The 25229-nt window shown below is 71.2% G+C and carries 27 protein-coding genes; 19 read left to right on the top strand and 8 right to left on the bottom strand.

All coding sequences use genetic code 11. The annotated features are described in order from the left end of the window. The first annotated feature begins 47 nt into the window (after positions 1-47). Together lgt and FHU36_RS20565 are read left to right on the top strand one after the other, a co-directional pair. Complete coding sequence (gene lgt / locus FHU36_RS20570) at positions 48-878, top strand: prolipoprotein diacylglyceryl transferase (RefSeq protein WP_185085569.1); 831 nt, start codon at positions 48-50, stop codon at positions 876-878. After that, complete coding sequence (locus FHU36_RS20565) at positions 871-1485, top strand: hypothetical protein (protein WP_185085568.1); 615 nt, start codon at positions 871-873, stop codon at positions 1483-1485. Before lgt ends, FHU36_RS20565 begins: the two co-directional genes overlap by 8 nt. A 179-nt stretch (positions 1486-1664) precedes the next feature. Here FHU36_RS20565 and FHU36_RS20560 read toward each other — a convergent pair whose 3' ends face one another. Next, entirely contained in the window at positions 1665-4472 is a 2808-nt protein-coding gene (locus FHU36_RS20560; RefSeq protein ID WP_185085567.1) for an ATP-binding protein, read from the bottom strand. 180 nt (positions 4473-4652) lie between these two features. Here FHU36_RS20560 and FHU36_RS20555 point away from each other — a divergent pair, with 180 nt between their 5' ends. The 3 genes from FHU36_RS20555 to FHU36_RS20545 all read left to right on the top strand — a co-directional run bounded on the left by FHU36_RS20555 (position 4653) and on the right by FHU36_RS20545 (position 6302). Further along, positions 4653-5009 carry a VOC family protein gene (locus tag FHU36_RS20555; RefSeq protein ID WP_185085566.1) on the top strand — a complete coding sequence of 119 codons (357 nt, stop codon included), beginning with the start codon at positions 4653-4655 and terminating at the stop codon, positions 5007-5009. A 93-nt stretch (positions 5010-5102) separates the two neighbouring features. Beyond that, the gene (locus tag FHU36_RS20550; protein ID WP_185085565.1) at positions 5103-5711 is read left to right on the top strand and encodes a VOC family protein; all 609 of its coding nucleotides are present in this window, start codon (positions 5103-5105) and stop codon (positions 5709-5711) included. Positions 5712-5849: 138 nt separating this feature from the next. Further along, positions 5850-6302: an iron chaperone gene (locus tag FHU36_RS20545; RefSeq protein WP_185085564.1), complete on the top strand. Its 453-nt coding sequence runs from the start codon at positions 5850-5852 to the stop codon at positions 6300-6302. Here FHU36_RS20545 and FHU36_RS20540 read toward each other — a convergent pair. Continuing rightward, positions 6283-6759, bottom strand: a complete 477-nt coding sequence (locus FHU36_RS20540) for a hypothetical protein (protein WP_185085563.1) — start codon at positions 6757-6759, stop codon at positions 6283-6285. The two genes, FHU36_RS20545 and FHU36_RS20540, sit on opposite strands and share 20 nt — an antisense overlap. A gap of 198 nt (positions 6760-6957) precedes the next feature. Between FHU36_RS20540 and FHU36_RS20535 the strand changes: the two genes are divergently transcribed. Next, a complete protein-coding gene (locus FHU36_RS20535) occupies positions 6958-7560 on the top strand; it encodes a TetR/AcrR family transcriptional regulator (RefSeq protein WP_185085562.1) in 603 nt (200 codons plus the stop codon). 117 nt (positions 7561-7677) lie between these two features. Here FHU36_RS20535 and FHU36_RS20530 read toward each other — a convergent pair whose 3' ends face one another. After that, complete coding sequence (locus FHU36_RS20530) at positions 7678-8322, bottom strand: dihydrofolate reductase family protein (protein WP_185085561.1); 645 nt, start codon at positions 8320-8322, stop codon at positions 7678-7680. Between the two features lie 184 nt (positions 8323-8506). Between FHU36_RS20530 and FHU36_RS20525 the strand changes: the two genes are divergently transcribed. The 3 genes from FHU36_RS20525 to FHU36_RS20515 are packed head-to-tail and all read left to right on the top strand — an operon-like array spanning position 8507 to position 10463. After that, positions 8507-8875 carry a YciI family protein gene (locus tag FHU36_RS20525; protein WP_185085560.1) on the top strand — a complete coding sequence of 123 codons (369 nt, stop codon included), beginning with the start codon at positions 8507-8509 and terminating at the stop codon, positions 8873-8875. Positions 8876-8883: 8 nt separating this feature from the next. Continuing rightward, on the top strand, positions 8884-9222 hold the full coding sequence (locus FHU36_RS20520; RefSeq protein WP_312891717.1) for a YciI family protein: 339 nt from the start codon (positions 8884-8886) through the stop codon (positions 9220-9222). Continuing rightward, on the top strand, positions 9219-10463 hold the full coding sequence (locus FHU36_RS20515; RefSeq protein WP_185085559.1) for an RNA polymerase sigma factor: 1245 nt from the start codon (positions 9219-9221) through the stop codon (positions 10461-10463). Before FHU36_RS20520 ends, FHU36_RS20515 begins: the two co-directional genes overlap by 4 nt. A 241-nt stretch (positions 10464-10704) precedes the next feature. Here the strand turns inward: FHU36_RS20515 and FHU36_RS20510 are convergent, their stop codons facing one another. Beyond that, complete coding sequence (locus tag FHU36_RS20510; RefSeq protein ID WP_185085558.1) at positions 10705-11406, bottom strand: TetR/AcrR family transcriptional regulator; 702 nt, start codon at positions 11404-11406, stop codon at positions 10705-10707. 109 nt (positions 11407-11515) lie between these two features. Here FHU36_RS20510 and FHU36_RS20505 point away from each other — a divergent pair, with 109 nt between their 5' ends. The 7 genes from FHU36_RS20505 to FHU36_RS20475 are packed head-to-tail and all read left to right on the top strand — an operon-like array spanning position 11516 to position 19644. Beyond that, on the top strand, positions 11516-13147 hold the full coding sequence (locus FHU36_RS20505) for an amidohydrolase (RefSeq protein ID WP_185085557.1): 1632 nt from the start codon (positions 11516-11518) through the stop codon (positions 13145-13147). Positions 13148-13172: 25 nt separating this feature from the next. Next, entirely contained in the window at positions 13173-14780 is a 1608-nt protein-coding gene (locus tag FHU36_RS20500; protein ID WP_185085556.1) for an ABC transporter substrate-binding protein, read from the top strand. Next, complete coding sequence (locus FHU36_RS20495) at positions 14750-15724, top strand: ABC transporter permease (protein ID WP_312891715.1); 975 nt, start codon at positions 14750-14752, stop codon at positions 15722-15724. Before FHU36_RS20500 ends, FHU36_RS20495 begins: the two co-directional genes overlap by 31 nt. Continuing rightward, positions 15724-16575 (top strand): ABC transporter permease, encoded by an 852-nt coding sequence (locus tag FHU36_RS20490; RefSeq protein ID WP_185085555.1) that lies wholly within the window; start codon positions 15724-15726, stop codon positions 16573-16575. Before FHU36_RS20495 ends, FHU36_RS20490 begins: the two co-directional genes overlap by 1 nt. 2 nt (positions 16576-16577) lie before the next feature. Further along, positions 16578-17504: an ABC transporter ATP-binding protein gene (locus FHU36_RS20485; RefSeq protein WP_185085554.1), complete on the top strand. Its 927-nt coding sequence runs from the start codon at positions 16578-16580 to the stop codon at positions 17502-17504. Continuing rightward, a complete protein-coding gene (locus tag FHU36_RS20480; protein ID WP_185085553.1) occupies positions 17501-18244 on the top strand; it encodes an ABC transporter ATP-binding protein in 744 nt (247 codons plus the stop codon). The genes FHU36_RS20485 and FHU36_RS20480 overlap by 4 nt, the downstream gene beginning before the upstream one ends. A gap of 14 nt (positions 18245-18258) precedes the next feature. Further along, a complete protein-coding gene (locus FHU36_RS20475; protein WP_185085552.1) occupies positions 18259-19644 on the top strand; it encodes an amidase in 1386 nt (461 codons plus the stop codon). 126 nt (positions 19645-19770) lie between these two features. On the opposite strand, the gene FHU36_RS20470 is transcribed toward FHU36_RS20475, so the two are convergent. Then, positions 19771-20259 carry a MarR family winged helix-turn-helix transcriptional regulator gene (locus FHU36_RS20470; protein WP_185085551.1) on the bottom strand — a complete coding sequence of 163 codons (489 nt, stop codon included), beginning with the start codon at positions 20257-20259 and terminating at the stop codon, positions 19771-19773. A 146-nt stretch (positions 20260-20405) separates the two neighbouring features. On the opposite strand from FHU36_RS20470, the gene FHU36_RS20465 reads away from it, so the two are divergent. Beyond that, a complete protein-coding gene (locus FHU36_RS20465) occupies positions 20406-21335 on the top strand; it encodes an NADP-dependent oxidoreductase (RefSeq protein ID WP_185085550.1) in 930 nt (309 codons plus the stop codon). 64 nt (positions 21336-21399) lie between these two features. Next, positions 21400-22356, top strand: coding sequence for an alpha/beta hydrolase (locus tag FHU36_RS20460; RefSeq protein WP_185085549.1), 957 nt, complete (start codon positions 21400-21402; stop codon positions 22354-22356). Between the two features lie 138 nt (positions 22357-22494). Here FHU36_RS20460 and FHU36_RS44640 read toward each other — a convergent pair whose 3' ends face one another. Further along, the gene (locus tag FHU36_RS44640; protein WP_246502515.1) at positions 22495-22674 is read right to left on the bottom strand and encodes a CGNR zinc finger domain-containing protein; all 180 of its coding nucleotides are present in this window, start codon (positions 22672-22674) and stop codon (positions 22495-22497) included. On the opposite strand from FHU36_RS44640, the gene FHU36_RS44635 reads away from it, so the two are divergent. Further along, on the top strand, positions 22637-23122 hold the full coding sequence (locus FHU36_RS44635; RefSeq protein WP_246502514.1) for a RidA family protein: 486 nt from the start codon (positions 22637-22639) through the stop codon (positions 23120-23122). The genes FHU36_RS44640 and FHU36_RS44635 overlap by 38 nt on opposite strands. Positions 23123-23162: 40 nt before the next feature. Here the strand turns inward: FHU36_RS44635 and FHU36_RS20445 are convergent, their stop codons facing one another. Both FHU36_RS20445 and FHU36_RS20440 read right to left on the bottom strand, forming a co-directional pair. Next, positions 23163-24194, bottom strand: a complete 1032-nt coding sequence (locus tag FHU36_RS20445) for a hypothetical protein (protein ID WP_185085548.1) — start codon at positions 24192-24194, stop codon at positions 23163-23165. A 185-nt stretch (positions 24195-24379) separates the two neighbouring features. Further along, positions 24380-25228, bottom strand: a complete 849-nt coding sequence (locus FHU36_RS20440; RefSeq protein WP_185085547.1) for a hypothetical protein — start codon at positions 25226-25228, stop codon at positions 24380-24382. Between the last annotated feature and the right edge of the window lies 1 nt (position 25229).

The following is a 25229-nucleotide window of genomic DNA, read 5'->3' as shown; positions in this document are numbered from 1 at the left end:
ATTCCGCTCGATGCGGGCGCCGCCGTACCGGAACCAGACTCGACGGGGTGACCGCCATCCCCAGCCCGACCCAAGCCGTCTGGCACCTCGGCCCACTCCCGATCCGCGCCTACTCCCTGCTGATGTTGCTCGCCGTCCTCGTCGGCATCTGGGTGACCCGGCACCGCTGGGTCGCTCGCGGCGGCGAGCCCGGCGCGGTCGGGGACATCGCCACCTGGGCCGTGCCGTTCGGCCTGGTCGGTGCCCGGCTCTACCACGTGGCCACCGACTGGCAGCAGTACTTCGGCCCCGGCAAGGACCCGCTGCGCGCGTTCGCGATCTGGGAGGGCGGGATCAGCGTCTGGGGCGCCGTCGCGGGCGGCGCGGTGGGCGCGTGGCTGGCCTGCCGCCGGCGCGGCATCGCGCTGCGCGACTTCGCCGACGCCGTCGCGCCCGGGATCGCGCTCGGACAGGCGATCGCCCGCTGGGGCAACTGGTTCAATCAGGAGCTGTACGGCAGGCCGACAACCCTGCCCTGGGCGCTGGAGATCGACCCCGCCCATCGGCCACCCGGCATGGAATCCACTGCCACCTACCATCCGGCTTTCCTCTACGAGTCGCTGTGGAACCTGGGCGTGGCGGGGTTCGTCGTCTGGGCCGAGCGGCGGTTCCGGCTCGACCGTGGCCGGACATTCGCGCTCTATGCCGCCGCCTACACCGCCGGTCGCGCCTGGATCGAGTGGCTCCGCATCGACCCCACCCACCACATCCTCGGTCTGCGCCTCAACGACTGGACCGCACTGCTCACCTTCACGGCTGCGGTCACATACCTGACCGCCACGCGAAAGGCCGCTCCAGCGGATCGGCCAGGCGGCGGGCTTCCTCATGGACATGCGTGACGGGACGAAGCGTCACATGGGGGTGGTCAGCCAGCCCGCCGGCTGTCGTCTCCAGGGGGGAGAAGAACGGCTGGTGGCGCAGATGTCGGCGTCGATCCCCATCCGGGGCCAGAGTGAGGTTTGCGTCGTGGTCGAGAGAAGCAACCACGGCAGTGATCGGGTCGAGTCGCTCGATGGCGTCAAGGGTGACGACGCCGCCGAAGCAGCAGGCGGCGCTCCTGCGCCCGGTCGAAGAGGGAGGCGCGACCTCGAGGGTGCTGCCTTCCCTCGTTCTGCCCTGCTCGTCAAGGTCGAGCTGGAAGCACGCCAGTTCTTCTGCGGCGAACCCGCATGGGCGCGGCAGATCTTCGCTGAGCAGGTTGATGGGCTGACCCGGCGGCATGCCCGTCGCACCATCGCGCAGCGCAGCCTGCTCACCTCGATCGCGATCGCACTGGCCGGCGAGCCGGTGCTCGCCTGTCCGCCCTGGTTGGTATTCCGGTTGAAGCGGCAGATGTTCGGCTGCTGCTCGTCACCCAGCGCGGCCGGCGCCACAGGCAGAGATCACGATCAAGAAGGACCGGCTGTTCCACCCCGGTTTGATCCACTGGCAACCACTACGCGATGAACCCGCAAGATAGCTCACCGCTACCTTGCGGCTCGCCTAAGCCATGGGAGTCCCTGGCCAGTAGCCGGGTCGAACAGGGCGTCATGTGCGTTGAGGGGAGGGGTGGACCACAGCACTTCGGTACGGCTCTCCCGCTGGCCGCCCTGGTCGAGTTTGATCTGGCGGATCCTCCTTGGCGACTATCGCTCTGAAGTCCTCGGGGCAGGTGCCATCGGGGCGAGGCCGAGGCCGGCGAGCGCTGCCATGCCGCGCACGGCATGGTCGCCGCCGGCGAGCACCATGGTCCGTGCGGACTGGTAGCGGCAGCCGGCGGCGTCGAACGCATCTGCCGTGGCGAGCAGCGCCTCCTGGTCGCCGGCGAGCAGTGCTCCGGCACGCTCCACGATGGCACCGGCGACCGGGTTGCCGGCCACGATGGTCCGGGCCTCGGCCAGCCGGTCGCGAGCGTCGGGGCTCCCGGCGAGCACGGTGGCTTCCGCGCGTAGCGCCACGTACCAGTGGAGCCAGATCCAGGTGACCCATTTCCACACCTCGCCGGGCTCGGAAGCCATCCGCTCCAGCGCTTCCGCTGCCTGCCCGTGGTGGAGCAGAAGCATCGCGTCGAAGACCGCCCCGTAGCCGTAGGTATGTTCCGGTGGAGTGCCGAACTGGCCCAGGACCGTCCCCCATTCGCGCCGGGCGTCGTGATCGTCGCGGAGACTGTGGATCATCAACACTGCCGCCACCGCCGGGCCGAGGGCTGACCTGGCAGGGCTGCCGGCCCGCCGCCACGCGTCGAGGAACCGGACGCTGCCGGTGAGCACCTGGTCGACGTCGCCCGCCAACGCGTCGGCGACCAGCAGCCAGCTCATCGCGCGGTGGCCGACCTCGGCCAGCAACGGATGATCTGCGAGTTGCCGTGCCCACCGGCGGGCCCCTGGTAGATCGCCGGTGCCGAGGCTGGCCTCGGCGGCCTCACCGAGCGCCTCGATCAGCTCGTGGGTAGCGGCGGGCGTATTCGGTGTGGACGACAGCAGCATGATCCGGCGCCGGGCCGTGGCGGCGGCGGCGAACGTGTCACCCGCCCAGCTCAGGGCGCCGGTCAGCACATCGAGCGCGGCGGATTCGGCGAGTGGATCACCCGCACGATGGGTCAGTTCGACAGCCCGTTCGGCGCGCGCGATCGTCTCTGCTACAGAGTTGTCGGGTTGGCCCTGGACGGCACCGACCGCGTCGTTGAGCGCCCGCCCGGCCTCGGCCAACGCCACCGTGGCCTGTGCTGCCGGATCCTCGCCAGCCAGTTCCCGCGCCTGGGCGATGAGCGCGACCGTCTCCTCCGATGGCAGCTTACGCGCGAACTTGCCCAGGAACCGGTACGCGTTGGTGGCGATGGTCGCCAAGTCACAGGCGGCGCCGGCGGTGTCCCCGGCACGGTGGGCGGCTTCCGCGGCCGCGCGGTGGAGGCGGTACATGTCATCACCGTGCATCCGGCAGCCGGCCACGGCCGCAGCATGCCGGAGCATCGACGCGGCGGTGGCGGGATCGTCGGCGAGCGCGGCGGCCTGCTCGAAACGCCCCTGGGACTCGCCGACCAGGTGACGGGTGAAAGTCAGCTCCGCCAGGCACCGGGCGAGGCGGCAGGCATCCGCGCGCTGCTCCGCCTTGTCGGCCGCCCAGGCCAGGGCGGCGCGGAGGTCGTCCGCGACCGCGTCGAACCGGGCCCGCCAGTCCGCTCCCACCACCGCCAGGTCGGCGGCCTTGGCCAGGCACCAGCGAAGGTGCCGGGATCGGGTCTCGACCAGCTCATCTGCCTCGGCGAGCCGCTCCGTCCCGTACTGGCGGATGGTCTCCAGCGCCCGGTACTTCGTACCGCCCGGGGATGCCGTCACCACCAGCAGGCTCTGTTCGGCGAGCCGGGCCAGGCCGTCGGCGACCATGCCTTCCTCGCCCCCGGCCACCTCCGCCGCCGCAGCAGCGGTGAACGGCGCCACGAACACCGACACCCGGCGCAGCAGCGCCCGGTCGGCCGGCTCCAGCAGGGCGTGGCTCCAGTCCAGCGCCGCCCGCACCGAACGGTGCCGATCTTCGGCACGGGAGCCGCCGGTGAGCATCCGGAGCGGGTGGGACAGGGCGGCGGTGATGCCATCGAGCCCCAGGGTGGGATACCGGGCGGCGGCCAGCTCGATCGCCAGCGCCATTCCATCCAGCCGCTCACAGATCGAGGCGATCTGGTCGCGCAGCGGAGGATCCAGCGGCCAGCCGACCGCCGCCGCCCGTTCCATGAACAACGCGACAGCGTCCGCCTCACCGTCGACGGCCAGTGACAGCGGCGGGACCGGATACACCCGCTCGAACGGCACCATCAGCCGGGCCCGGCTGGTCGCCAGCACCGTCACTCGAGGGCACGCCGCGAGCAGCCGCTCGAGAAACAGCGCCACCCCGTCCACCACTTGCTCGCAGTTGTCCAGCACCAGCAAGGCATGACGGTCGGCCAGCGCGGCGACCACCGACTCGGTCATGCCACGCCCCGGCTGCTCACCGAGGCCGAGCGCACCGGCGACCGCGGCCGCGACCATACGCGGGTCGGTAACCGGCACCAGATCGACGAACCATACCCCGTCGGCGTACGCATCGGCCGCGTCCGCGGCCACCATCAACGCGAGCCGGGTCTTGCCCACTCCACCGGGGCCGACCGCGGTCACCTGCCTGTGAGCCTTGATCATCTCGGTCAGCTCGGCCCGCTCGCTCACCCGGCCGATGAACGAGGTCAGCGGGGCCGGCAGAACCGGTGCCGGGTGAGACGGACCGGCGCCGGCCGGCTCGGGCGCACGCTGGGCGAGCGCCCGCCGATCCGGCACCTCCAGCTTGCGCAGCAGCGAGGAGACGTGACTCTCCACGGTACGCACCGAGATGAACAACCGCGCGCCGATCTCGGCATTGCTGAGATGCTGCCCGACCAGCTCCAGCACCTCGGCCTCCCGAGGCGAAATATCCACTGTCGCTACCACTGTCCCAGTCTCCCGCAAAGCGCTCCGTGCCCCATCCGCAGTGGCCACCGTGCGGCCATCCGTGTCATCGATCCGTGTTCTCGATCCGTGGTCGCCACGGATGTGGACCGGCCGGGCCGGAAGCGAAGCTGTGACTACACACACGGCGGGTCGATGTGACCCACGACTGCAGGAGTGACCATGACCGGCTCTGCCACCCGGGGGATCAAGACCGTGCTGCACCCCGTGTCCGACCTGGCGAAGGCCAAGGCGGTGTACGCCGCCCTGCTCGGTATCCCGCCGCAGACCGACTCGCCCTACTACGTCGGCTTCGAGGCCGAGGGCCAGAACATCGGGCTGGTGCCGGGCGGTGGGCCGCAGGGCATGACCTCGCCGGTGGCCTACTGGCACGTGACGGACATCGAGGCGAAGCTGGCCGAGTTGACCGCCGCGGGGGCCACCGTGAAGGAGGCCGCGCACGAGGTCGGCGGCGGACGCGTGGTGGCCACCGTCACCGATCCCGACGGCAACGTCCTGGGGCTCCTGCAGGACCGGTGAGCGCGCCGACCTGACCCGCCACATTCCCCGCCCTATCCGCCGTGTGGCGGCCGCCGACAAGACGACAGACCCCCCTCGCTCAAAGGACTTGCCATGACCTCCTTCGCATCCGTCATTCTGGAAGTTCCCGACCCCGCGGCCGCGGACGCCTTCTACCAGGCCTTCGGCCTTGGAGCCGTCGTGAACGTGCGCGCCTCTGATGCGCCGGCGACCGGCTTTCGCGGGTTCGCGCTGTCGCTCGTGGTGTCCCAGCCGGGCAACGTCGACGCCTTCGTCGACGCCGCCCTGGACGCCGGCGCCACGACGCTGAAGCCGGCCACGAAGGGGTTCTGGGGCTACGGCGGCGTCGTACGCACCCCGGACGGGACGATCTGCAAGATCGCGACCTCGAACAAGAAGGACACCGGCCCGGCCGCCCGGCATCTGGACCAGGTCGCGCTCCTGCTGGGAGTGGCGGACGTCAAGGCGAGCAGGCGGTTCTACGCCGACCGCGGCCTGGCCGTGGCCAAGAGCTTCGGCGGCAAGTACGTCGAGTTCGAGACGTCGTCGGCCGTCACGCTGGCGCTCTACCCGCGCCGCGCCCTCGCCAAGGACACCGGCGTCTCCCAGGAGGGCGCCGGATCACACCGGATCGTCCTCGGCGGTGGGGCCGGATCCTTCACCGACCTCGACGGGTTCGTCTGGGAGGCCGCGTCCGTCTGAAGCGCGGCGGCCGCTGGCCGGTCTCGACGCCTCGGCCAGACACACCCTCCTGGGCAGGATCCGGAGGCTTCGCCGTCCGGTGACACGGACCCGAGCAAGACACCCGTACATCAACATCCGCTAGGGGAGAACTCTGCCATGAGCAGCACCGAAAGCAGCACGTACGAGGGATTCACGGCCGAGGAGCGGGCCGCGATGAAGGAGCACGCCCAGGACCAGAAGAAGGCGGCGCGCCGCGGCTCACGCGCGGACAAGGCGGCGGAGGCGGCGCGGGACGTGCTCGCGAAGATCGCCGAGATGCGGGACTCGGACCGGATCATGGCCGAGCGCGTCCATGCCGTCATCACGGCCACCGCTCCGGCCCTGGCGCCCAGGCTCTGGTACGGGATGCCTGCCTACACGCTGGACGGCAAGATCGTCTGCCACTTCCAGAGCGCGGCGAAGTTCAAGACACGCTACGCGACGCTCGGGTTCAGCGATCAGGCGAATCTGGACGAGGGCGCGATGTGGCCGGCCGCGTTCGCGCTGACCGAGGTGACGCCCGAGGTGGAGGCGCGGATCAGCGCGCTGGTCAAGCAGGCGGTGAGCTGAGGCACGCCCGGTCCGCCCTTCTCCACAGCGCGACAGCGGCGAGACCGGGAATACACGGAAGGACCTGCAGCCAGCCCAGCAGCGGCGCGAGGCCGACATCACCTGAGGTGTCCTGGACGGTCAGTCCGGCGATCGCGATGCAGATCGCGATCGCGAGCAGTCCGGTCGCCAGCCAGGGAGCCCCGCGCATACCGGCTCGGACCGCCCAGATCGTGCCGAGCCAGCCGAGGAGTCCCAGCACCCCGACCGTGGACAGAATCGCCAGATACGCAGCGACAGCGGCGTCGATCGCACCGGGCTCGTAGGCCGGATAGCTCGCTTTGATGTGGTCTGCCAGGACGGTCGTAGTGGATTGGTCGATGAACGGAAAGAGGCCAACGATCGCGGTGAGCCCCGCCCCGATGTACATCATCGCCAGCGGGGTCCGGTTGCGCGATCTCTGCTTCAACGTCGTCATGCGCATGAGTCCTTCCACGTGAGGGGGTCGGCGACAGCTGCGACGGTGCGTGCCCGGGCGGGTCGAGCTCGTCCACATGCCGCACCCATTGAGACAGTCACTGTCTCTAGGAAGCGACTCTAATATTCTGATTTCAGACAGTCAATGTCATGTGACAGTCACAGGCTTCAGCGTTCGACTTCCTGCTACCCTGATCGCATGAGCGGGCTTCGCGAGCGCCGGCGGCTCAAGGCCATGCGCGCCATCCAGGAACACGCCCTCGATCTGTTCGACGAGAGAGGGTTCGCCGCGGTCACGATCGAGGAGATCGCGGCCGCGGCCGAGGTGTCGCCGTCGTCGGTGTACCGCTACTTCGGCACGAAGGAAGGGATCGTGGTCGCCGACGAGTTCGACAGGATGAGCCCGGAGGCACTCAAGGACTTCCTGGACCCCGGCGATCCCATCGGCAGCCTGCTCAGAGCCGTCCGCGCCTACGAATCCGCACCGGAGGACACATCCGGTTCCGAGAAGAGCCCGTGGCGCAGGGTCCGCTACTTCTTCGCCGAGCCATCGGTCCGCGTGGCCGTCTGCGCCAATCTCGACCGCGCAAGCGGGCGGATCGCACCGCTGATCGCGGCGACCGGCGAGCTGACCGAAACGCAGGCTCGCGTGATCGCGAACGCCCTCGTCTTCGGCTACTTCGCCGCACTTGAGCAGTGGTATCTCGACGGCGGCAACCGCCCTATCGCCGACTACGTCGAGGAGGGCATGCGTCCACTCCGCAGCATCTGGCCGTCCTCCGACCACGAACCTCCCGCATAACAGCCGCACGGGCTCAGGCATCGCGCCCGACTCCCACAGATGACCTGCCCGTGCCGGGGTCGGCGGGCAGGTACGCGCTCACCGCGACAGGGGCGTGCGATCGTGCGGGGTCGGTGGTCATCGTCTCCAGAACAGCAGGTGGGTGACTCCGCTGGGGCTCGGTACTGTCTCAAGGTGGAAGCGGTCGAGCAGGTCGGTGTGGCTCTCCCACAACCGTTCGCCTCGCCCGAGGTCGACGGGCGCGACGGCGATGTGCATCGTGTCGACCAGGTCGGCCTCGATGAACGCGCGGACCGTGGCGACTCCGCCGCCGAGGCGCACGTCCCGGCCGCCGGCGGCCTGCTTCGCGCGTGCCAGCGCCTCGGCCGGTGTCGCGTCGAGGAAGTGGAAGGTGGTGTCGGCCAGGGTGAAGGACGGGCGTTCGTGGTGGGTGAGCACGAAGACCGGTGTGTGGAACGGCGGGGTGTCTCCCCACCATCCCTGCCACTCGTGGTTCTCCCAAGGGCCACGCTGGGGGCCGAACTTGTTACGCCCCATGATCTCCGCTCCTATGTTGCGGGTGTGGTCGCGGGTCAGGTAGTCGTCCAGGCCGCGAGTGCCGCCGGAGTCGGTGCGGTTCACCCAGCTGGCGGTGGCGCCCGCCCAGGACCACAAGGGGGTGGGGTCTGCGTGGCCGAAGGGCCGGTCCAGGCTCTGCCCCTCACCGGCACCGAACCCGTCCTGCGACACGTTGAAACAGTGCACCCTCAACAGCTGCGACATGCATCCTCCTCCGGGAGCTGACAGGCGACTTCTGGCGGAACGCCCAGGCCGGGCGCCCCTTCGGGGAGGTAGTCGGAACTATGGGGAGATTCTTGCGGTCCGGACCGCAAGAAGGCGGCCTCGGCGTCGACTCCATGGTGAGCGGCGCCCCGGAAGGGCCGCCCCGACCGTCGAAGGAGACGACATGAAATTCTTGTTGATCATGCACACCAACCCGCGGATCTGGGATGCGCTGACCGAGGAGGAGCGCAACGAGGTGATGCAGGGCCACGGCGCGTTCATGGAGACCATCAAGAAGTCCGGGGAGACGATCAGCACCACCGCGCTGGCCGACCCGTCGCAGCGCGCTGTGGTCAAGGTCCGGGGCGGCGTCCCGGCGGTGACGGACGGGCCCTACCTTGAGGCCAAGGAGTACCTCGGCGGCTACTACCTGGTGGAGTGCGACAGCAGGGAGCGTGCCCTGGAGCTGGCCGCGCTCATTCCGGACGCCGGCGTCGAGGGCCTGGGCATCGAGGTGCGGCCGGTGGTCTACGCAGGCACGGCGGACGACTGAGCAACGCGGTGAGGTTCCTGCTGAATCTCTACCTGAACGTGGCGGACCTACCGGGGGAGGGGCTCGACCATGAGGAGTTCCTGGCCGCGGCCGGGCAGGCAGGGGAACTGATCAGTGCCCACGCGTTCGCCGATCCTTCCATCAGCGCCGTCATCAGGGTCAGGGGCGGCATGGTGACGGTGACCGAGGGCCCGTACCTGCGGACCTCGGAACATGTCGCCGGCCAGTACGTGGTCGACTGCGAGAGCCGGGAGCGCGCCGTGGAACTGGCCGGCCTGATACCGAGCGGTCAGGCCGGCGGCGTGGAGGTGCGGCCGCTGATGGACTCGGCCGGGATGGAGATGTGAGCGCGTCCGAACGCCTCGGGGACCTGCTGCGCGAACTGGCGCCGCAGGTCCTCGGCGTGCTCCTGCACCGGTACGGTGGGTTCGAGGAGTGCGAGGACGCGGTGCAGGAGGCGTTGCTCGCGGCCGCGATGCAGTGGCCCACCCAGGGCGTCCCGGAAAGCCCGCGGTCCTGGCTGGTGACCGTCGCCTCCCGCCGCCTGATCGACCAGGTACGCAGCGAGCAGGCCCGCCGCCGCCGGGAGGCCACCGCGGCGGTGCGGGCGGCGCCGGACGCCGGCTTCGCGCCGGCCCCCGGCGACGAAAGCCCGGGCGACCACGACGACACCCTCACGCTGCTGTTCCTGTGCTGCCACCCGGCGCTGACGCCCGCCTCTCAGGTGGCGCTCACGCTGCGCGCCGTCGCCGGCCTCACCACCGCCGAGGTGGCGCGGGCATTCCTCATGCCGGAGGCCACCATGGCGCCGCGGATCAGCCGCGCCAAGCAACGGATCAAAGCCGTCGGCGCCTCGTTCGAGATGCCGAGGGCCCAGGAGTGGGCCAGACGGCTGGACGCCGTCCTGCACGTGCTCTACCTGATCTTCAACGAGGGCTACACCGCCAGCTCCGGACCCGACCTGCACCGCGGCGAGCTCACCACAGAGGCGATCCGGCTCACCCGCATGGTGCACCGGTCCCTGGCGGATGACGGTGAAGTCGCCGGGCTGTTGTCGCTGATGCTGCTGACCGACGCCCGCCGCGCGGCCCGTACCGGCCCGGACGGCGCCCTGGTGCCACTGGCCGAGCAGGACCGGAACCGGTGGGACGCCGCCATGATCGAAGAGGGCACCGCGCTGGTCACCGACGCCATGTCCGCCTCACCCCTCGGTCCTTACCAGCTCCAGGCGGCAATCGCCGCGCTGCACGTCCAGGCGCCACGAGCCGGGGACACCGACTGGGAACAGATCCGCATCCTGTACGGAATCCTCACACGGATCGCGCCGAACCCGATGGTCACGCTCAATCACGCCGTCGCGGTCGCGATGACCCGCGGGCCCCGGGCCGGGCTCGAACTGCTGGAAAGCCTGGACGGCGACCCCCGGATCGCCCGTCACCACCGCCTCTACGCCGTGCGCGCCCACCTGCAGGAGCTGGCCGGCGAGTACGCTGCCGCGCGAGAGAACTACCGGCTGGCGGCCCGGCGCACCACGAGCCTTCCCGAGCAGCGCTACCTGCGGGAAAGGGCAGGCAAGCTGGACCGATGACAGCCGGAGAGGGCGCACGGCAGGAGCCCACACTCTGTACGGCCTGGTCCCGTACATACCCTGCTCCTACTCCTGCCCCGCCACCGTGAAGTTCGCCGACCGCCTCCACGAGGTCATCCGCACCGAAAGATCCGCTGTGGGACCTGCTCCGCGAGGGCGATCGCTGCACCGTCGACGGCAACATCATCCACGTCGGCCGCGCGGATGCCGGCGACCACCCAAACACGATCAACTCGGCGGGTCAGTTCTCTGCCGGCCCCACGTCGGCGCGCGCCGCGGCCCGGGCTTCGATCGCGGCGATGAGCGCCTCCACCTGGACGGCGTAGACGGGCGCCGGGCTCACGTCGGCGAGCTCCGTGCTGAGGCGGGTGATCCGGGGAAAGCGCTCGGGGTCGACCGTGCGGTACTCCCGCCGCCATGACGACTCGTCGCCCGCCCTGACGTCGGGGGCGAACAGCACATAGGCGGCGGCCTGGCCGACGTGCGCCAGGAGGGCGTCGGCGACGGCCCGGTAGTACAGCGCCGCGTCGGCGCCGTCGAGCCCCGCCTCGGTGACCGCGCCCAGGATGAGCTCGACCAGCCTGAACTCGTTGATCCGCCTGGTCGTGCGGCTGGCGGTGATGGAGGCGACGGCCGGATACTTGAGCCCGACCCGCAGCGACCCGTCGGCCAGCGCCCGCAGCCGGTCCTTCCAGCCGAGCCCGTCGGGAACGCTCTCGAGGACCTCACCGTAGACCCGGTCGGCCACCGACAGCAGCAGCTCGTCCTTGTCGCGGAAGTGCCGGTAGATGGCCGTGGGGTCGGCGCCCAGCTCCTCTCCGAGGCGGCGCACGGTGAACGCGTCGCCGCTGCCCCTGGCGGCGATCCGCAGGCTGGCCTCGATGATGGCCTCGCGGCTGAGCTGGCTGCCCGAGCGTCTGGTCCTCACAGGTGTCTTCGCCATGATCGCACCAGTGTATCGGTTGGGTCTCCGGATAGCGCAACGGTGTTGACATCTATGTTGCGCTCGCGTTCACTCCTCCCCAACACTGCGTGAGCGGAAGGTGCGGGGCATGATGGAAACGATCTTCGTGGGGCGGGTCTTCACCGGCACGACCGCCGCCCCGATCGAGGCGGCGGTCGCGGTCGGTGGCGGGCGCGTGCTGCGGGTGGGCGACCGGGCGGAGGTCCTGGCCGCGGCCGGCTCCGGCACCGACGTGGTGGACCTCGCCGGCGGGCTGCTCATGGCGGGCTTCCAGGATGCCCACGTGCACCCCGCTTTCGGCGGCGGCCAGATGCTCCGCTGCGACCTGTCGGCCGAGCACGATGTCGAGGGCTACCTGCGGGTGATCGCCGCCTACGCCGCGGCGCACCCGGACAAGGCGTGGATCCACGGTGGCGGCTGGTCGATGGAGGTGTTCCCCGGCGGCACGCCGACCAGGCAGCTGCTCGACACGGTGGTGCCCGACCGGCCCGTGCTGCTGACCAACCGCGACGGCCACGGCGCCTGGGCCAACAGCCTGGCCCTGCGCGTGGCCGGTCTCGACAGGGACACGCCCGACCCCGTGGACGGCCGGATCGAGCGCGAGCCGGACGGCACCCCGCAGGGCACCCTCCACGAGGGTGCCATGACCCTGGTCAGCGAGCACGTGCCGGTGGCGACCGCCGAGGAGGCCTACGCCGGTCTGCTGGCGGGCCAGTCCCACCTGTTCTCGATGGGCGTGACGGCATGGCAGGACGCCATGATCGGCGCCTTTCCCGGCCATCCCGACAACTACCAGGTGTACCTGCGCGCCGCCCGCGAGGAAACGCTGCGGGCCCGCGTCGTCGGCGCGCTGTGGTGGGACCGCGAGCGCGGCCTGGAGCAGATCCCCGAGCTGGTGGAGCGGCGCGAGAACGGGCGGGTCGGCCGCTTCGACGCCACCAGCGTCAAGATCATGCAGGACGGCGTCGCGGAGAACTTCACCGCCGCGATGCTGGAGCCCTACCTCGACGGCTGCGGCTGCGCGACCACCAACAGCGGCATCAGCTTCGTCGACCCCGGCCTGCTGCGCGAGGCGGTCCGCAAGCTGGACGCGCTCGGCTTCCAGATCCACTTCCACGCCCTCGGCGACCGCGCGGTCAGGGAGGCGCTCGACGCCCTCGCCGAAGCACGCGCGGCCAACGGCGCCAACGACAACCGTCACCATCTCGCGCACCTGCAGGTCGTCCACCCCACCGACATCCCCAGGTTCGCCGAGCTCGGCGCCGCCGCGAACATCCAGCCGCTCTGGGCGGCCCACGAACCCCAGATGGACGAGCTCACCATCCCGTTCCTCGGAGCCGCGCGAGCGGCCCTGCAGTACCCCTTCGGCGACCTGCTGCGCGCCGGAGCCCGGCTGGTCGCCGGCAGCGACTGGTCGGTGAGCAGCCCGAACCCGCTGTGGGGGGTGCACGTCGCGGTGAACAGGACCGTGCCCGAGGGCGAACCCGACGAGCCGTTCCTGCCCGAGCAGGCGCTCACCCTGGCGCAAGCGCTCACCGCCTACACGGCGGGCAGCGCCTGGATCAACCATCTCGACGACGTCACCGGCACGGTCGAGGCAGGCAAAGACGCAGACCTGGTGGTGCTGGACCGCGATCCCTTCGCCGGGCCGCCCGAGGAGATCGGCGCCACCCGTGTCGTCAGGACCTACGTCCAAGGCCGGCTCGTCCACCAGACCTGACACCCCCCCGCGAAAGGCGTGACTCATGAGCAGACGACGCTGGGCGGCACTGACCGTCCTCACCCTCACCGTGACGGCAGCCGCGTGCGGCGGAGGAGGCGGGAACGCGGCCCCCTCTCCCGGCAGGACCCTCAGCTCCGGCACCCCCTTGCCCAAGGGCGACATCGACGCCTTCACCTGGGTGTCCTATGCCGAGCCCCCGACCCTGGACTACGTCCACGCCTTCGACTATCCGCAGAACATGGTGCTGTCCAACGTCTGCGAGAGCCTCATGCGCTGGACGCCGGAGCTGAAGGAGGAGCCAGGCCTGGCGGAGAAGTACGAGCAGCGCGACCCCAAGACGCTCGTCTACACCATCCGCAAGGGTGTGAAGTTCCACAGCGGCGCCGAGATGACCGCCGACGACGTCGTGGCCAGCCTCAACCGGCACCTGGACGAGAAGGTCGGCTCCTACTGGATCTCCACCTTCCGCAACGTCGAGTCGATCACCAAGACCGGACCGATGGAGGTGACGGTCACGTTCAAGCAGCCCGACGCGCTGTTCAACCTGGAGATGGGCGCCTCTCCCGGTACGGTGGCCAGCGCCGCCTCGCTCCAGGCCAAGGGCAAGGCGTTCGGCACCGCCGACGGCGGCCTCGACTGCACGGGCCCGTTCAAGCTCGGCACCTGGACCAAGGGGCAGTCGATCCGACTGGACCGTTTCGACGGCTACTGGGGTGACCGGGCCAGGTCCGGCAAGGTCACCTTCACCTTCGTGCCCGACGCGGCGGCCAGGACCAACGCCCTGGTGACCGGCGAGGCCGACGGGAGCTGGATGGTCCCGGCCGCCTCCGTCGCCCGGCTGCGGTCCTCGGGTGCCGGCACCGTCCACGGCGGCCCCAACCTGACCACCGCGAACCTGATCGTCTCCGACCTCAAGAACGGGACGCTCGCCGATGTCAGGGTACGGCGGGCACTGTCGCTGGCCATCGACCGGCAGGGCCTGGCCAAAGCGGCCTTCGGCGACTACAGCAGCCCCTCGCTCGTACCGGGGCCGACCGAGTCCTGGCGCAACGTCGGGGCGGCCAAGCCGCCCGCGCCGGCCGTCACGCGTGACGTGGAAGCGGCCAAGAAGCTCGTCGCCGAGGCCGGGGCGCAGGGCAAGAAGATCGTGATCGCCACCACCAACACGGGACCCGAGATGTCGGTGATCTCCAACGCCGTGCAGGCGGCGGCCCAGGAGATCGGCCTGGCCGCCGAGGTGCGCACCATCGCCCCCGACGCCTACACCGCGCTGTTCTCCGACCCCGAGGCGCGCAAGGGCATCGACCTGTTCCCCACGTTCTGGTACCTGTCGGCGACCGACCCGCTGGAGCTGTACGGGCTGTTCCAGACCGGGCAGTTCGAGAACTACGGCGGATTCTCCGACCCCGCCTACGACAAGCTCGTCGCGGCGGCCGAAGTGGAGTTCGACCGGGTCAAGCGAGCTCAGCTGACGGCCGAGCTCCAGGCGACCGTGGCCACGCAGCTGCCCTGGATCCCGCTGGCGGACCTCGACAACGTGATGTTCATCGGCAAGCGCGTCACGGGCGCGCCCACCAGCATCTCCTACCTCTACTACCCGTGGGCCGCGGACATCGGCGCGGCTGGATGATGGCGCGCTTCCTGCTGCGCCGCCTGGGGGGGATGGTCGCGATCCTGGGAGCGGCCTCCTTCCTGGTGTTCGGCGCCCTCCAGCTCGCCCCGGGCGACCCGGCCAGCTTCCTGCTCAGCGGCCGCTCGGCCACACCGGAGGCCATCGCCGCCGTCCGCGCGCAGTACCGGTTCGACGACCCGGCCCCGGTGCAGTACCTGCACTGGATCGGCGGCGTGCTCACCGGCGATTTCGGCCGCTCGGTGCAGTTCCGCACCGACGTCGGAGGGCTGATCGCCGCCCGCGTGCCCGTCACGCTGACCCTCATCGGCATGGCCTTCGTGCTCACGATGGTGCTCGGCCTGGCGTTCGGCGTGTGGAGCGCGACCAGGCCCGGCGTGGTCGACAAGGCCGTGCTCGTGGGCAGCTCGGTCGCGGTCGCCACCCCGTCGTTCGTGCTGGGGTTCGTGCTCATCGCGGTGTTCTCGGTGAACCTCGGCTGGTTCCCGTCCATCGGCGCGGGCCAGGGCCTGGCCGACCGCCTGCACCATCTCACCCTGCCCGCCGTCGCGCTGGCCCTCACCTTCGCGGGGGTGCTGGCCCGGGTGTCGCGCTCGGCGATGCTGGAACAGCTGGGCCAGGAGTACGTCACGGTCGCCCGCGGGCGCGGCGTGCCCGAGCGGACGATCGTGCGCCGGCACGTGCTGCGCGGCGCCATGACCGTGACCCTCACCTACGGCGGCCTGCTGGTGCCCGGCCTGCTGGTCTCGACTGTGCTGGTGGAGACCACCTTCGGGGTCAACGGCCTGGGCCAGCTGCTGCAGTACTCGGTGACGGTCAAGGACTTCCCCGTCGTGCAGGCGCTGACCCTGCTGACCGTGGCGGTGTTCGTGGTCGCCAACCTCGCGGTGGACCTGCTGGCACCGCTGGCCGACCCCCGCGTGCGTCTGGGAGCGAGGGACTGATGGAACAACTCGTCATCAGACCGGGCCTGCGCGGCCGTACCGGCCGGCTCAAAGGCGGCGGCCTGCGGACGGCGGCGCTGGTGGTGATCGCGCTGCTGGTCCTGGCCGCCGTGTTCGCGCCGCTGGTGGCCCCCGCCGACCCCGACGCGGTGGACCTGTCGGCGGTGCTGGCCGGACCGAGCGCCGACCACCTGCTCGGGGCCGACGCCTCCGGCCGTGACCTGCTCTCCAGGATGATCTACGGGGCCAGGACCGGCCTGCTCGGCCCGCTCGGCGTCGTGGCCCTGTCCACGGTTCTCGGTGTCGTGATCGGGCTGGCCGCCGCCTGGCACGGCGGCTGGGTGGACACCGCGCTGTCGCGCTCGATGGAGCTGGTCTTCGCCTTCCCCGGCCTGCTGCTGGCCATGCTGGTCGTCGCGATGTACGGCCCCGGCCAGGTGGGGCCGGTCATCACCCTGGCCGTCGCCTACACCCCGTTCGTGGGCCGCATGGTGCGCGGAATGGCGCGAGGGGAGATGGGCCGGCCGTACATCGCCGCCTACCGGGCACTGGGATTCGGCGGTCTGACCATCTGCCTGCGTCACCTGCTGCCGAACATCGCCCCGGTGATCCTCGCGCAGTCCACGGTCAACTTCGGCTACGCGCTGCTCGACCTGGCCGGGCTCGCCTTCCTCGGCCTGGGCGTGCAGCCGCCGGCCGCCGACTGGGGAGCCATGATCAACGAGGGGCAGTCGGCGGTCCTGCAGGGCGCGCTCGGCCCGATCCTCGTCCCCGGCCTGGCCATCGTGCTGAGCGTGATCGCCTTCAACATCGTCGGCGAGAGCCTCGCCGACCGCGTCTCCAGGAGGTGACCATGCTGGAGATCGACGATCTTTCGGTACGGCTGCCGCGCACCGCCCGCCCGGCGATCGACGGCCTCTCGCTCACCGTGGCGGAGAACGAGACCGTCGGCCTGGTCGGCGAGTCGGGATCCGGCAAGTCCCTGACCGCGCGGGCCGTCCTCGGCCTGCTGCCGAAGGGCGCGCTGACCTCGGGCGAGATCCGCATGGACGGCGCCGACGTGCTCGCCCTGTCTCCGGCAGAGCTGCGCCGGCACCGGACCCACGCGGCCGCGATGATCTACCAGGACCCGCGCGCGGCGATCAGCCCGTTCCGGCGGATCGGCGACTTCCTCGCCGAGATCCTCCGGGAGGAGACCGGCGCCAGGGCGGCCCGCGCCCGAGCCGTCGAACTGCTCGGCCTGGTCGGCCTGCCGGACCCCGAACGGCACGTGCGCCAGCATCCGCACGAGCTGTCCGGGGGCATGCTCCAGCGGGTGGTGATCGCGGCGGCCCTGGCGGGAGAGCCCCGGCTGCTGCTGGCCGACGAGCCGACCACCGCCCTGGACGTGACCACCCAGGCCGAGATCATCAGGTTGCTGCGCGACCTGCGCGCCAGGACGCGGACCGGGATGCTGTTCATCACCCACGACCTCGAACTGGCCGCGATGATCTGCGACCGCGTCTACGTCATGTACGCGGGCCGGGTCATGGAGACCGGGCCGACGCGGCGGCTGTTCGCCGGGCCGCGTCACCCCTACACCACGGGCCTGCTGGCCGCCACCCCGCGGGTCGGCGACCTGGGCACGCTGCCGCCGCCGATCCCGGGACGCCCGCCCGACCTGCTGTCGGCCGTGCCGGGCTGCCCGTTCGCCCCGCGCTGCCCGCACGCCATGGACTCCTGTACGGCTGCCGCCCCGCTCCTGGTGGACGGGGTGGCCTGTGTGAAGGCGGAAGCGTGAGCATCGACCTTGAGGTGCGCGGCCTGCGCAAACGGTACGGCGCGTGGACCGCGGTGGACGACGTCGGCTTCGACCTGGCGGCGGGCGGCTCGCTCGGCCTGGTGGGCGAGTCCGGCTCGGGCAAGACCACGACGGCCAGGCTGCTGCTCGGCCTGGAGCGGCCCGACGCGGGCAGCGTGCTGGTGGCGGGCAGGCCGCTGGCGACGCTCGGTCGCAAGGACAGGGCCAGGCTGATCCAGATCGTCTTCCAGGATCCGCTCGGCTCGCTCGACCCGCGCCTTGCCGTACAGGAGTCGCTGGCGGAGGTGCTGCGACTGCACTTTCCCGGCGAGCCGACCGCGGCGCGCGTGGCCGAGTTGCTCGACCAGGTCGGTCTCGGCCCGCGCGAGGCGCGAGCGCTGCCCAGGGAGCTGTCGGGCGGGCAGCGGCAGCGCGTCGCCATCGCCAGAGCGCTGGCCGTGCGGCCCAGGGTGCTGGTGCTCGACGAGGCCGCGGCCGCGCTGGACGTCTCGGTCCAGGCGCAGATCCTCGGCCTGCTGGCCGAGATCCGCGCGGCCGGCGGCGTCTCCTACCTGTTCATCACCCACGACCTGGCCGTGGTCGGCTGTGTCACCGACCACGTGGCCGTCATGCGGCGCGGCCGGATCGTCGAGTCGGGGCCGACGACGCGGGTGCTGACCGCGCCCGAGCACGAGTACACGCGGCTCCTGCTGAGTTCCGTCCCGCGGCCCGCTTTCTAAGGAGATGCGCACAGATGCTGTGTTACCTGTCGGCCACCGAGGCCCACGCCCTCATGTCCAGGCGCGAGCTGTCGCCCGTGGAACTGCTGACCGCCGTCATCGACCGGGCGGAGGTGACGGAACCGCGGATCAACGCCTTCACCGAGCGCCTGTACGAGTCGGCCATGGAGCAGGCCAAGGCCGCCGAGGCCGCCTACCTGAACGGCACCGCCAGGCCGCTGGAGGGGATCCCGGTGGCGATCAAGGAGGAACAACCCATCGAGGGCCGCACCCATGAGGAGGGTTCGCTCCTGCTGCAGGGCGTGATCGCCGAGGTGACCCACCCGGTGGTCACCCGGATCACGCAGGCGGGCGGCATCGTCCACGCCCGCACGACGACGCCCGAGTTCAGCTGCGCCGGGTTCACCCACAGCAGGTTGTGGGGCGTCACGCGTAACCCGTGGAACCTCGACTACTCGCCCGGAGGCTCGTCGGGCGGCTCCGGCGCCTCGCTGGCCGCGGGCACCTCGCTGCTGGCCACCGGTTCCGACATCGGCGGTTCCATCCGCATCCCGGCCTCGTTCTGCGGAGTGGTCGGGTTCAAGCCGCCCTTCGGGCGGGTGCCCGCGCTGCCGCCGTTCAACCTCGACCAGTACTGCCACGACGGGCCCATGGCCCGCACCGTCGCCGACGTCGCCCTGCTGCAGAACGTGATCGCCGGTCCGCACCCCTGGGACGTGGCCTCCATCCGGCCGAAGCTGGAGCTGCCGCCCCTCACCGGCGACGTGCGCGGCATGCGGATCGCGCTGTCCATGACACTGGGCGACTATCTGGTGGAGCCGGATGTGGTGGCGGGCACGCTGGCGGCCGCCGAGGCGCTGCGGGCGGCAGGGGCGATCGTGGAGGAGGTCGAGCTGCCCTGGACCAGGGCGCAGATCATGGCCGCCGCCGACGCCCACTTCGCGGGCATCTTCGGCGCCGGGATCCGCGAGCTGGCCATCGAGCACGCGGACCTGCTGTCGGACTACACGCGGCGGTTCGCCGACACCGAGCCCGAGCTCAGCTTCTACCAGGGCATGGAGCTGGAGGGCCTGATCTACCGGCCGCTCGGTGAGCTGCTGGAACGCTTCGACGCGCTGCTCTGCCCGACCACGGCGGTGCCGGCCTTTCCGGCCGAGCACGACGGCGGCCCGCTGCCGATCAAGGGCGAGCCCGGCGACTACATGCTCGGGGTGATGACGATCCCCTTCAACATCGCCAGCCGCTGTCCGGTCCTGTCCGTCCCCTCGGGGCTGGCCGCCGGCGGCGTGCCCACCGGCGTGCAGATCGTCGGCCGCACCTACGACGACGTGACGGTCTTCCAGGTCGCCGCGTGCCTGGAAGCGGCTCTTCCCGGGATCGGACGGCCCGCCGTCCCGTGAGGCCCGGTGCCCGGCTCAGCCGGTGGTGGGCACGAACTCGGGCTGGCCGAGCACACGCAGCCGGCTGCCGCCGGGCCGGCGCCTGGCGACCGCGCAGGTCCTCGACGTTCTTTGGGCCGGTGGGACTCACTTGCGGGGTTTGCGGGGGGCGGCGGAGCGGGGCGGCTCGGCGCGCATGTGGTCGCGCACGCGGGTCATGATGTCGCCGAGGTCGTGCAGGTCCTCGTCAGTGAGGGGGTTGAACAGCAGGCGGCGCACGACCTCGATGTGGCCGGGCAGGACCCGCCCGACGAGGGCGAGGCCGCCCTCGGTGATGGTCACCAGTGTGGCGCGCTCGTCATCGGGGCTGGGGCCGCGCGTGACGAGGCCGGCCTTCTCCAGCAGGCCGGCCTGGTAGGTCAGGCCGCTGCGGCTGTAGACGACGCCGTCGGCCAGCTCGGTCATGGTCAGCTGCCTGGCGTCGGCGAGGTGGGCCAGGAGCTGGAACTGCACGTAACTCAGGTCGCCTTCCGCCCGCAACTGCTGCTCGACGGCGTGCTGGAGCAGGCTGACGGCCTCCATGAGCGCGAAGTAGGTGCCGAGCTGCGCGGGATGGAGGGCGTCGGCGTCAGACATCCGGTCATTCTATCTGTTTCAAATTCAAAACACGCCTCGACAGCATGGTGATGGATGTCACACCCTTCCCGGGATTGCTTTGAACTCGAAGCAGGTTATGGTCGTCAAATCGCTTCGAATTCGGAGCAACGACGCCAGGAGAGATCATGAAGGCAGTGCGATACCACCGCTACGGCGACAGCGACGTCCTGACCTACGAGGAGGCCGACCGACCCGTCCCCGGCGCGGGGCAGGTGCTGGTGAGGGTGGCCGGCACCTCGTTCAACCCGGTCGACGCGGCGATCCGCGCCGGGTACCTGCAGCAGGTGTTCCCGCTGGTCCTCCCGCACGTGCCCGGCATCGACGTCGCCGGCACCGTCACCGAGCTCGGCCCGGACGTCTCCGGCTGGAACACCGGAGACGCGGTCGTGGCCTTCCTGCCGATCCACGCGCCCGGCGCCGCCGCCGAATTCGTGCTCGCCCCGTCCGAGGCGCTGGCCGCCGCTCCGCGGACGGTCGATCTGGCCGATGCCGCCGCCCTCCCCGCGACCGCCCTGACGGCTTGGCAGGCGCTGTTCGAGCACGCCGAGCTCGAAGCCGGGCAGACCATCCTGATCAACGGCGCCGGCGGCGCGGTCGGCGGGTACGCCGTCCAGCTCGCCAAGCGGGCCGGAGCCGCCGTCACCGCGACCGCGAGCGCGCGCAGCGCCGACCGGGTCCGCGCGTACGGGGCCGACCGGATCATCGACTACACCGTCACCCCCGTCACCCAGGCCGCCGGCGGCCGGTTCGACGTCGTGCTCAACCTGGTGACCACCTCGGCGGACGAGACCGCCGCCCTGGTCGGCCTCGTCAGCGACGGCGGGGTCCTGGTCAGCACCACCACCCCCGCTAGCGAGGACACCGCGCGCGGTGTCCGGACGGAGCGGGTGTTCACCCGCAGCGACGCCGCCCAGCTCGCCGAGCTCGTCGCCCGCGTCGACGCCGGCGAACTGCGGATCGACGTCGCCGACCGGCGCCCCCTGACCGACCTCGCCGACGTTCACGACCTGGCCGTCACCGGTCGGCTCGCCGGAAAGACCGTCATCACCGTCTGACCCGCCCTCACCCTGACCTCGGGACCTCCGCTCACCCCCGACACCTCCACGAAGGAGCATCGTCATGACCATCTCTCTTGATCCGCAGGTTGCCGAGGCGCTCGCCCCGATCGCCGCGGCGATGGCCGGCAGCACGCCCCCGCCGGTCGGGGACGTCGCCGGCCGCCGCGCCGCGCTCGAAGGGCTCATCGCCCATGCCGACGCCGCCCAGCCGAGGCCTGCCGACGTCACGATCACCGACCACCACCTGCTCACCTCCGACGGCTCGAAGATCCTGCTGCGCTGGTACACCAAGCAGGGCGCGCCCAGCGATCCCGGACCGGCGGCCGTCTACTTCCACGGCGGCGGCATGATCCTCGGCCACGTCGGCCTGTTCGACGGCTCGATCTCCCGTTATGTCTCCGCCAGCGGCACCCCGATCCTCTCGGTGGACTACCGGCTCGCTCCCGAGCACCCCCACCCGACCCCGGTCGAGGACGCCTACGCCGGCCTCGTATGGCTGCACGAACACGCCGCCGCCCTCGGCGTCGACCCGGCCCGCATCGCCGTCCTCGGCGACAGCGCCGGCGGTGGGATCGCCGCGGCGGTCTCGATCCTGGCGCGAGACCGGCAAGGCCCCGCGATCGCCCAGCAGATCCTGATCATGCCGATGCTCGACGACCGCACCCTCACCCCCGACCCGCACCTGGCGCCGTACGCGCTGTGGTCCTGGGACGACAACCGCACCGGCTGGGGCGCGCTGCTCGGCGACGCCATCGCCGGCCCCGACGTGCCGGCCCACGCCGCACCCGCTCGGGTGGCCGATCCGGCCGGACTGCCCCCGGCCTACATCGAGGTCGGCCAACTGGACATCTTCCGCGACGAGGACCTCACCTACGCCCTGCGGCTCGGCCAGGCCGGTGTCCCGGTCGAGTTCCACCTTCACCCGGGCGTGCCGCACGAGTTCGAGGGCATCGCTTTCACCTCCGACGTGGCCAAGCGTGTCATGGCCGACCGGATCCGGGTCCTCTCCTCGCTCTGACGGCATGCGCCGGTGCCGACGGCACGCCGCAATACTGCTGTCGGACTTCGCCGGCATCGCCCTGCGCCGCATGGCGCGGGTCGCCGCCGAGGCCCCGTCGCATGGGATATGCCAGAGTTCGCCGTGCTTGAGGCTGCGTCACGGGTCTGTGGCCTGCCGGGCGCGGAGAGCCCGCAGCCTGTGACGGTTGCCACACCTCTCCATCGCGCACCAGCGCCGGGCGCCGGGGCGGGACGTGTCGACGGACACCAGCGGGCAGTCGTCGCTCGCGCACTCGCGGATGCGCGCGGCGAGCGGCCCGGACAGCAGCTCGATCATCTCCCGCGTCAGCGTCGACAGCGCCTGCGTTGCCCGCACCGGCGGCGCCCACCCCGCGCTCGTGGCGTCGGCGGCCAGCTCGGGGATCAGCCCACTCGGCCAGGTCGGCAGGGTCGTGGAGGGTCTCGAATACCGCATATTGGCCCTCGCCGCCCGTGTGGGCGAAGTCGAGGCAGACGGCGCCGGCGGAAAGGTCGTCGGTCCCACGGTCGGGGAGCAGGCCAGGCAGGCGTTCCGCGATCTCACGACCATCCTGGTGAGCGAGGGTGCGAGCCTGGCGAACATCGTGCACTGGCGCATCGCCGTGGTGGACGGCCACACCTTCGACGAGGGTGTGGCCGCCTTCCAGGAGGTGTGGAACCGGGCCGGCCCGCCGCCGGCCATCACGGTCCACGTCGTGGCCGGCTTGAGCCCCGGGTTCCTCGTCGAGATTGACGCCGTCGTGTGACGACCCGGGCCGACACCTTGGGGATACGGGTGCGGATCGGTCAGCGGAAGTCGGAGATGCGCAGCACCGCCAGCATGTCCGTCGCCCGGGAGCCGGTGGAGAAGGATGCCTCCGCGCCGACCCAGCCGCGGAAGGCTCCCGTGTCGTCGATGATCTGCATGAGCGGTTTGACGTGGGAGTTGCCGGTGTAGCAGAACTCACCGCGCTCCATCGCCAGGCAGGTGCACCAGTGCCAGAGGGTGTCGCGGCGGTCGGACTTGGAGATCATCGTGAGGTAGTACTGGATGGAGCTGATGTCGGGGCGCGTTCCGCCGCCGTACTTGGGGCAGCCGCCCGACTTCTGGCACGCGCCCCGCGAGGACGGCTGCAGGTAGGTCAGGCACGAGGTGGTGGCGGCGCAGGCACGGAAGGCGGAGTGGCCGAACGGCTGATTGCCGGAGGTGACGAGCTTGCCGCTCGCCCAGCTCGTCAGATCCTGCCTGAGCGAGCCGGGGAACGCCTTCACCGAGCTCATCGCGCGCCGGGTGCTGATCGCGGCGTTGCTGCCGTAGCCGTACCCGTGCGTGGCCAGCGTGCTGTGCTTGAGGTCCAGGCGGGCCAGCCTGCCGTCAGGCGAGGGCCGCACGTACCACTGCTCCGTCCACGTCTGGGCGATCTTCCACCGGATGGTGAGCACGTCGCCCGCGAGGGTGTACGTCCCGGCGCGGCTCTCCTCGGGGGCGCCGGTGAAGCCCCCGGCGGTGAGCACCTCGCAGGCGCGGGGCCTCGATGCGGCACCGCCCGCCTTGGTGGTGCAGCTCGGGTCGGGGACGGTGCCGGTGCGCTGCCTGGCCTTGGGATGACGCTGCCACCACAGGTACAGGGCGGCTCTCACCGTGCCGTCCGCGGCGAAGCGGTAGCTGCCCAGGCGTACCCAGTTCTGCTGGGAGGCGGCCTTCAGATGACCCTGTGAGATGACATAGGTGGTCTTGCCGCCCGGCAGCGACGCGGCGGAGGCCGCGGCGGTGGCAGGCCGGGCGGGCAGGATGGCGATGGCGAGCAGGAAGGAGAGGATTGCGGCTGCAGTACGCAAGAAGAGACTCCGGAAGGCTTGCAGGCTTGGCCGATCGTCAATGGGCCACCGTATTCGCTCCGGACCGGACATGTCTCCGGAACCGCAGCCATGTGCAGGCGGACTCGACACCTGTTCGCGAATTCCCGCCTGGGCAGGCCGGCTCCTCGAACCATGACAGACCTCCAGGCGGGGCGAAGGGCGCACTACGAGCCCACCGGCTTGAGGAATCCGTCGAGGACCACCAGGCCCTTCCCGTAGGTCGCGTCGACCTCGCGCTGGAGCTCCGGCGTGACCACCCAGACCCCGATGTCGACCCGCCCCGCCTGCACGTCCACCGAGGCCGAGTGGACGCCCTTGATCTCCTTGGAGGCCCTCTCCTGGACCGCTCGGAGCTCCGCCTCGGTGTGCCGGGCTCGGCTCAGGCACAGCGCGCCGCCCCAGACCTCGCGGATCGCGGCCTCGTGGGCGGTCGCGTCGCCGGTGAACCGCAGGTTCAGCACGAGCCGCTCCGGGTCGTTGGCGTATCGCTCGACCGATCGGGGGTCGTCGGGGTCGTAGCCCTCGATCTCGTCGAGGTAGCTCTGGTCCAGCCAACTGCCCGCGTACCCGGGAAGCCGCTCGGCTCTGCCGATCGCGGCCTCCATCGCCTCATGGGTGGCCTTCGCCGGAGCGACCGGGCGCCAGCCGCCGGGGGGCGCCGGGCACGGAGTGGCGAAGTCGGATCGGCCGACCGGGGCGTCGCGCCGCTCGGCGGGGCGCGGCGGCTCGGTGAGCGTCAGCCTCGCCCCGTCCCAGGTGCCCACGACGTGGTACTCGCCCCAGCGCACGCCGTTCCGGGCGGAGTGCTTGACCGTGTTCCAGTCCCACCCGACGATGTCCGGGCCGCCGCACTGGGGCGGCAGGGAGGTGGCGACGTTGGCGCAGAGCTGGGGGCCGTGCCGCGAGTCGGACAGTACGGTCCCGTCGGCCTCGTACCGAGTCGGGGGAGCGGGCGGGGACGTCCCGCAGGCGGCGAGCGTCACGAGCACGGTGGTGAGCCAGATGACTCTCATG

Source organism: Nonomuraea muscovyensis, from assembly GCF_014207745.1.
GTDB classification, from domain to species: domain Bacteria; phylum Actinomycetota; class Actinomycetes; order Streptosporangiales; family Streptosporangiaceae; genus Nonomuraea; species Nonomuraea muscovyensis.
The sequence above is the reverse complement of the archived record's forward strand: the minus strand, read 5'-3'. Positions and strand labels throughout refer to the sequence as shown.

What these genes read in the sequence shown, in the direction of transcription:
- FHU36_RS20545 (WP_185085564.1), top strand. Translation starts at nt 5,850, where the DNA reads ATGAGCAGCACCGAAAGCAGCACGTACGAGGGATTCACGGCCGAGGAG.
- FHU36_RS20465 (WP_185085550.1), top strand. Translation starts at nt 20,406, where the DNA reads ATGAAGGCAGTGCGATACCACCGCTACGGCGACAGCGACGTCCTGACC.
- FHU36_RS44640 (WP_246502515.1), bottom strand. Translation starts at nt 22,674, where the DNA reads ATGATCGAGCTGCTGTCCGGGCCGCTCGCCGCGCGCATCCGCGAGTGC.
- FHU36_RS20535 (WP_185085562.1), top strand. Translation starts at nt 6,958, where the DNA reads ATGAGCGGGCTTCGCGAGCGCCGGCGGCTCAAGGCCATGCGCGCCATC.
- FHU36_RS20540 (WP_185085563.1), bottom strand. Translation starts at nt 6,759, where the DNA reads ATGACGACGTTGAAGCAGAGATCGCGCAACCGGACCCCGCTGGCGATG.
- FHU36_RS20530 (WP_185085561.1), bottom strand. Translation starts at nt 8,322, where the DNA reads ATGTCGCAGCTGTTGAGGGTGCACTGTTTCAACGTGTCGCAGGACGGG.
- FHU36_RS20485 (WP_185085554.1), top strand. Translation starts at nt 16,578, where the DNA reads ATGCTGGAGATCGACGATCTTTCGGTACGGCTGCCGCGCACCGCCCGC.
- FHU36_RS20525 (WP_185085560.1), top strand. Translation starts at nt 8,507, where the DNA reads ATGAAATTCTTGTTGATCATGCACACCAACCCGCGGATCTGGGATGCG.
- FHU36_RS20440 (WP_185085547.1), bottom strand. Translation starts at nt 25,228, where the DNA reads ATGAGAGTCATCTGGCTCACCACCGTGCTCGTGACGCTCGCCGCCTGC.
- FHU36_RS20460 (WP_185085549.1), top strand. Translation starts at nt 21,400, where the DNA reads ATGACCATCTCTCTTGATCCGCAGGTTGCCGAGGCGCTCGCCCCGATC.
- FHU36_RS20505 (WP_185085557.1), top strand. Translation starts at nt 11,516, where the DNA reads ATGATGGAAACGATCTTCGTGGGGCGGGTCTTCACCGGCACGACCGCC.
- FHU36_RS20475 (WP_185085552.1), top strand. Translation starts at nt 18,259, where the DNA reads ATGCTGTGTTACCTGTCGGCCACCGAGGCCCACGCCCTCATGTCCAGG.
- FHU36_RS20500 (WP_185085556.1), top strand. Translation starts at nt 13,173, where the DNA reads ATGAGCAGACGACGCTGGGCGGCACTGACCGTCCTCACCCTCACCGTG.
- FHU36_RS20490 (WP_185085555.1), top strand. Translation starts at nt 15,724, where the DNA reads ATGGAACAACTCGTCATCAGACCGGGCCTGCGCGGCCGTACCGGCCGG.
- FHU36_RS20510 (WP_185085558.1), bottom strand. Translation starts at nt 11,406, where the DNA reads ATGGCGAAGACACCTGTGAGGACCAGACGCTCGGGCAGCCAGCTCAGC.
- FHU36_RS20565 (WP_185085568.1), top strand. Translation starts at nt 871, where the DNA reads ATGCGTGACGGGACGAAGCGTCACATGGGGGTGGTCAGCCAGCCCGCC.
- FHU36_RS20470 (WP_185085551.1), bottom strand. Translation starts at nt 20,259, where the DNA reads ATGTCTGACGCCGACGCCCTCCATCCCGCGCAGCTCGGCACCTACTTC.
- FHU36_RS44635 (WP_246502514.1), top strand. Translation starts at nt 22,637, where the DNA reads ATGCGCGCGGCGAGCGGCCCGGACAGCAGCTCGATCATCTCCCGCGTC.
- FHU36_RS20550 (WP_185085565.1), top strand. Translation starts at nt 5,103, where the DNA reads ATGACCTCCTTCGCATCCGTCATTCTGGAAGTTCCCGACCCCGCGGCC.
- FHU36_RS20555 (WP_185085566.1), top strand. Translation starts at nt 4,653, where the DNA reads ATGACCGGCTCTGCCACCCGGGGGATCAAGACCGTGCTGCACCCCGTG.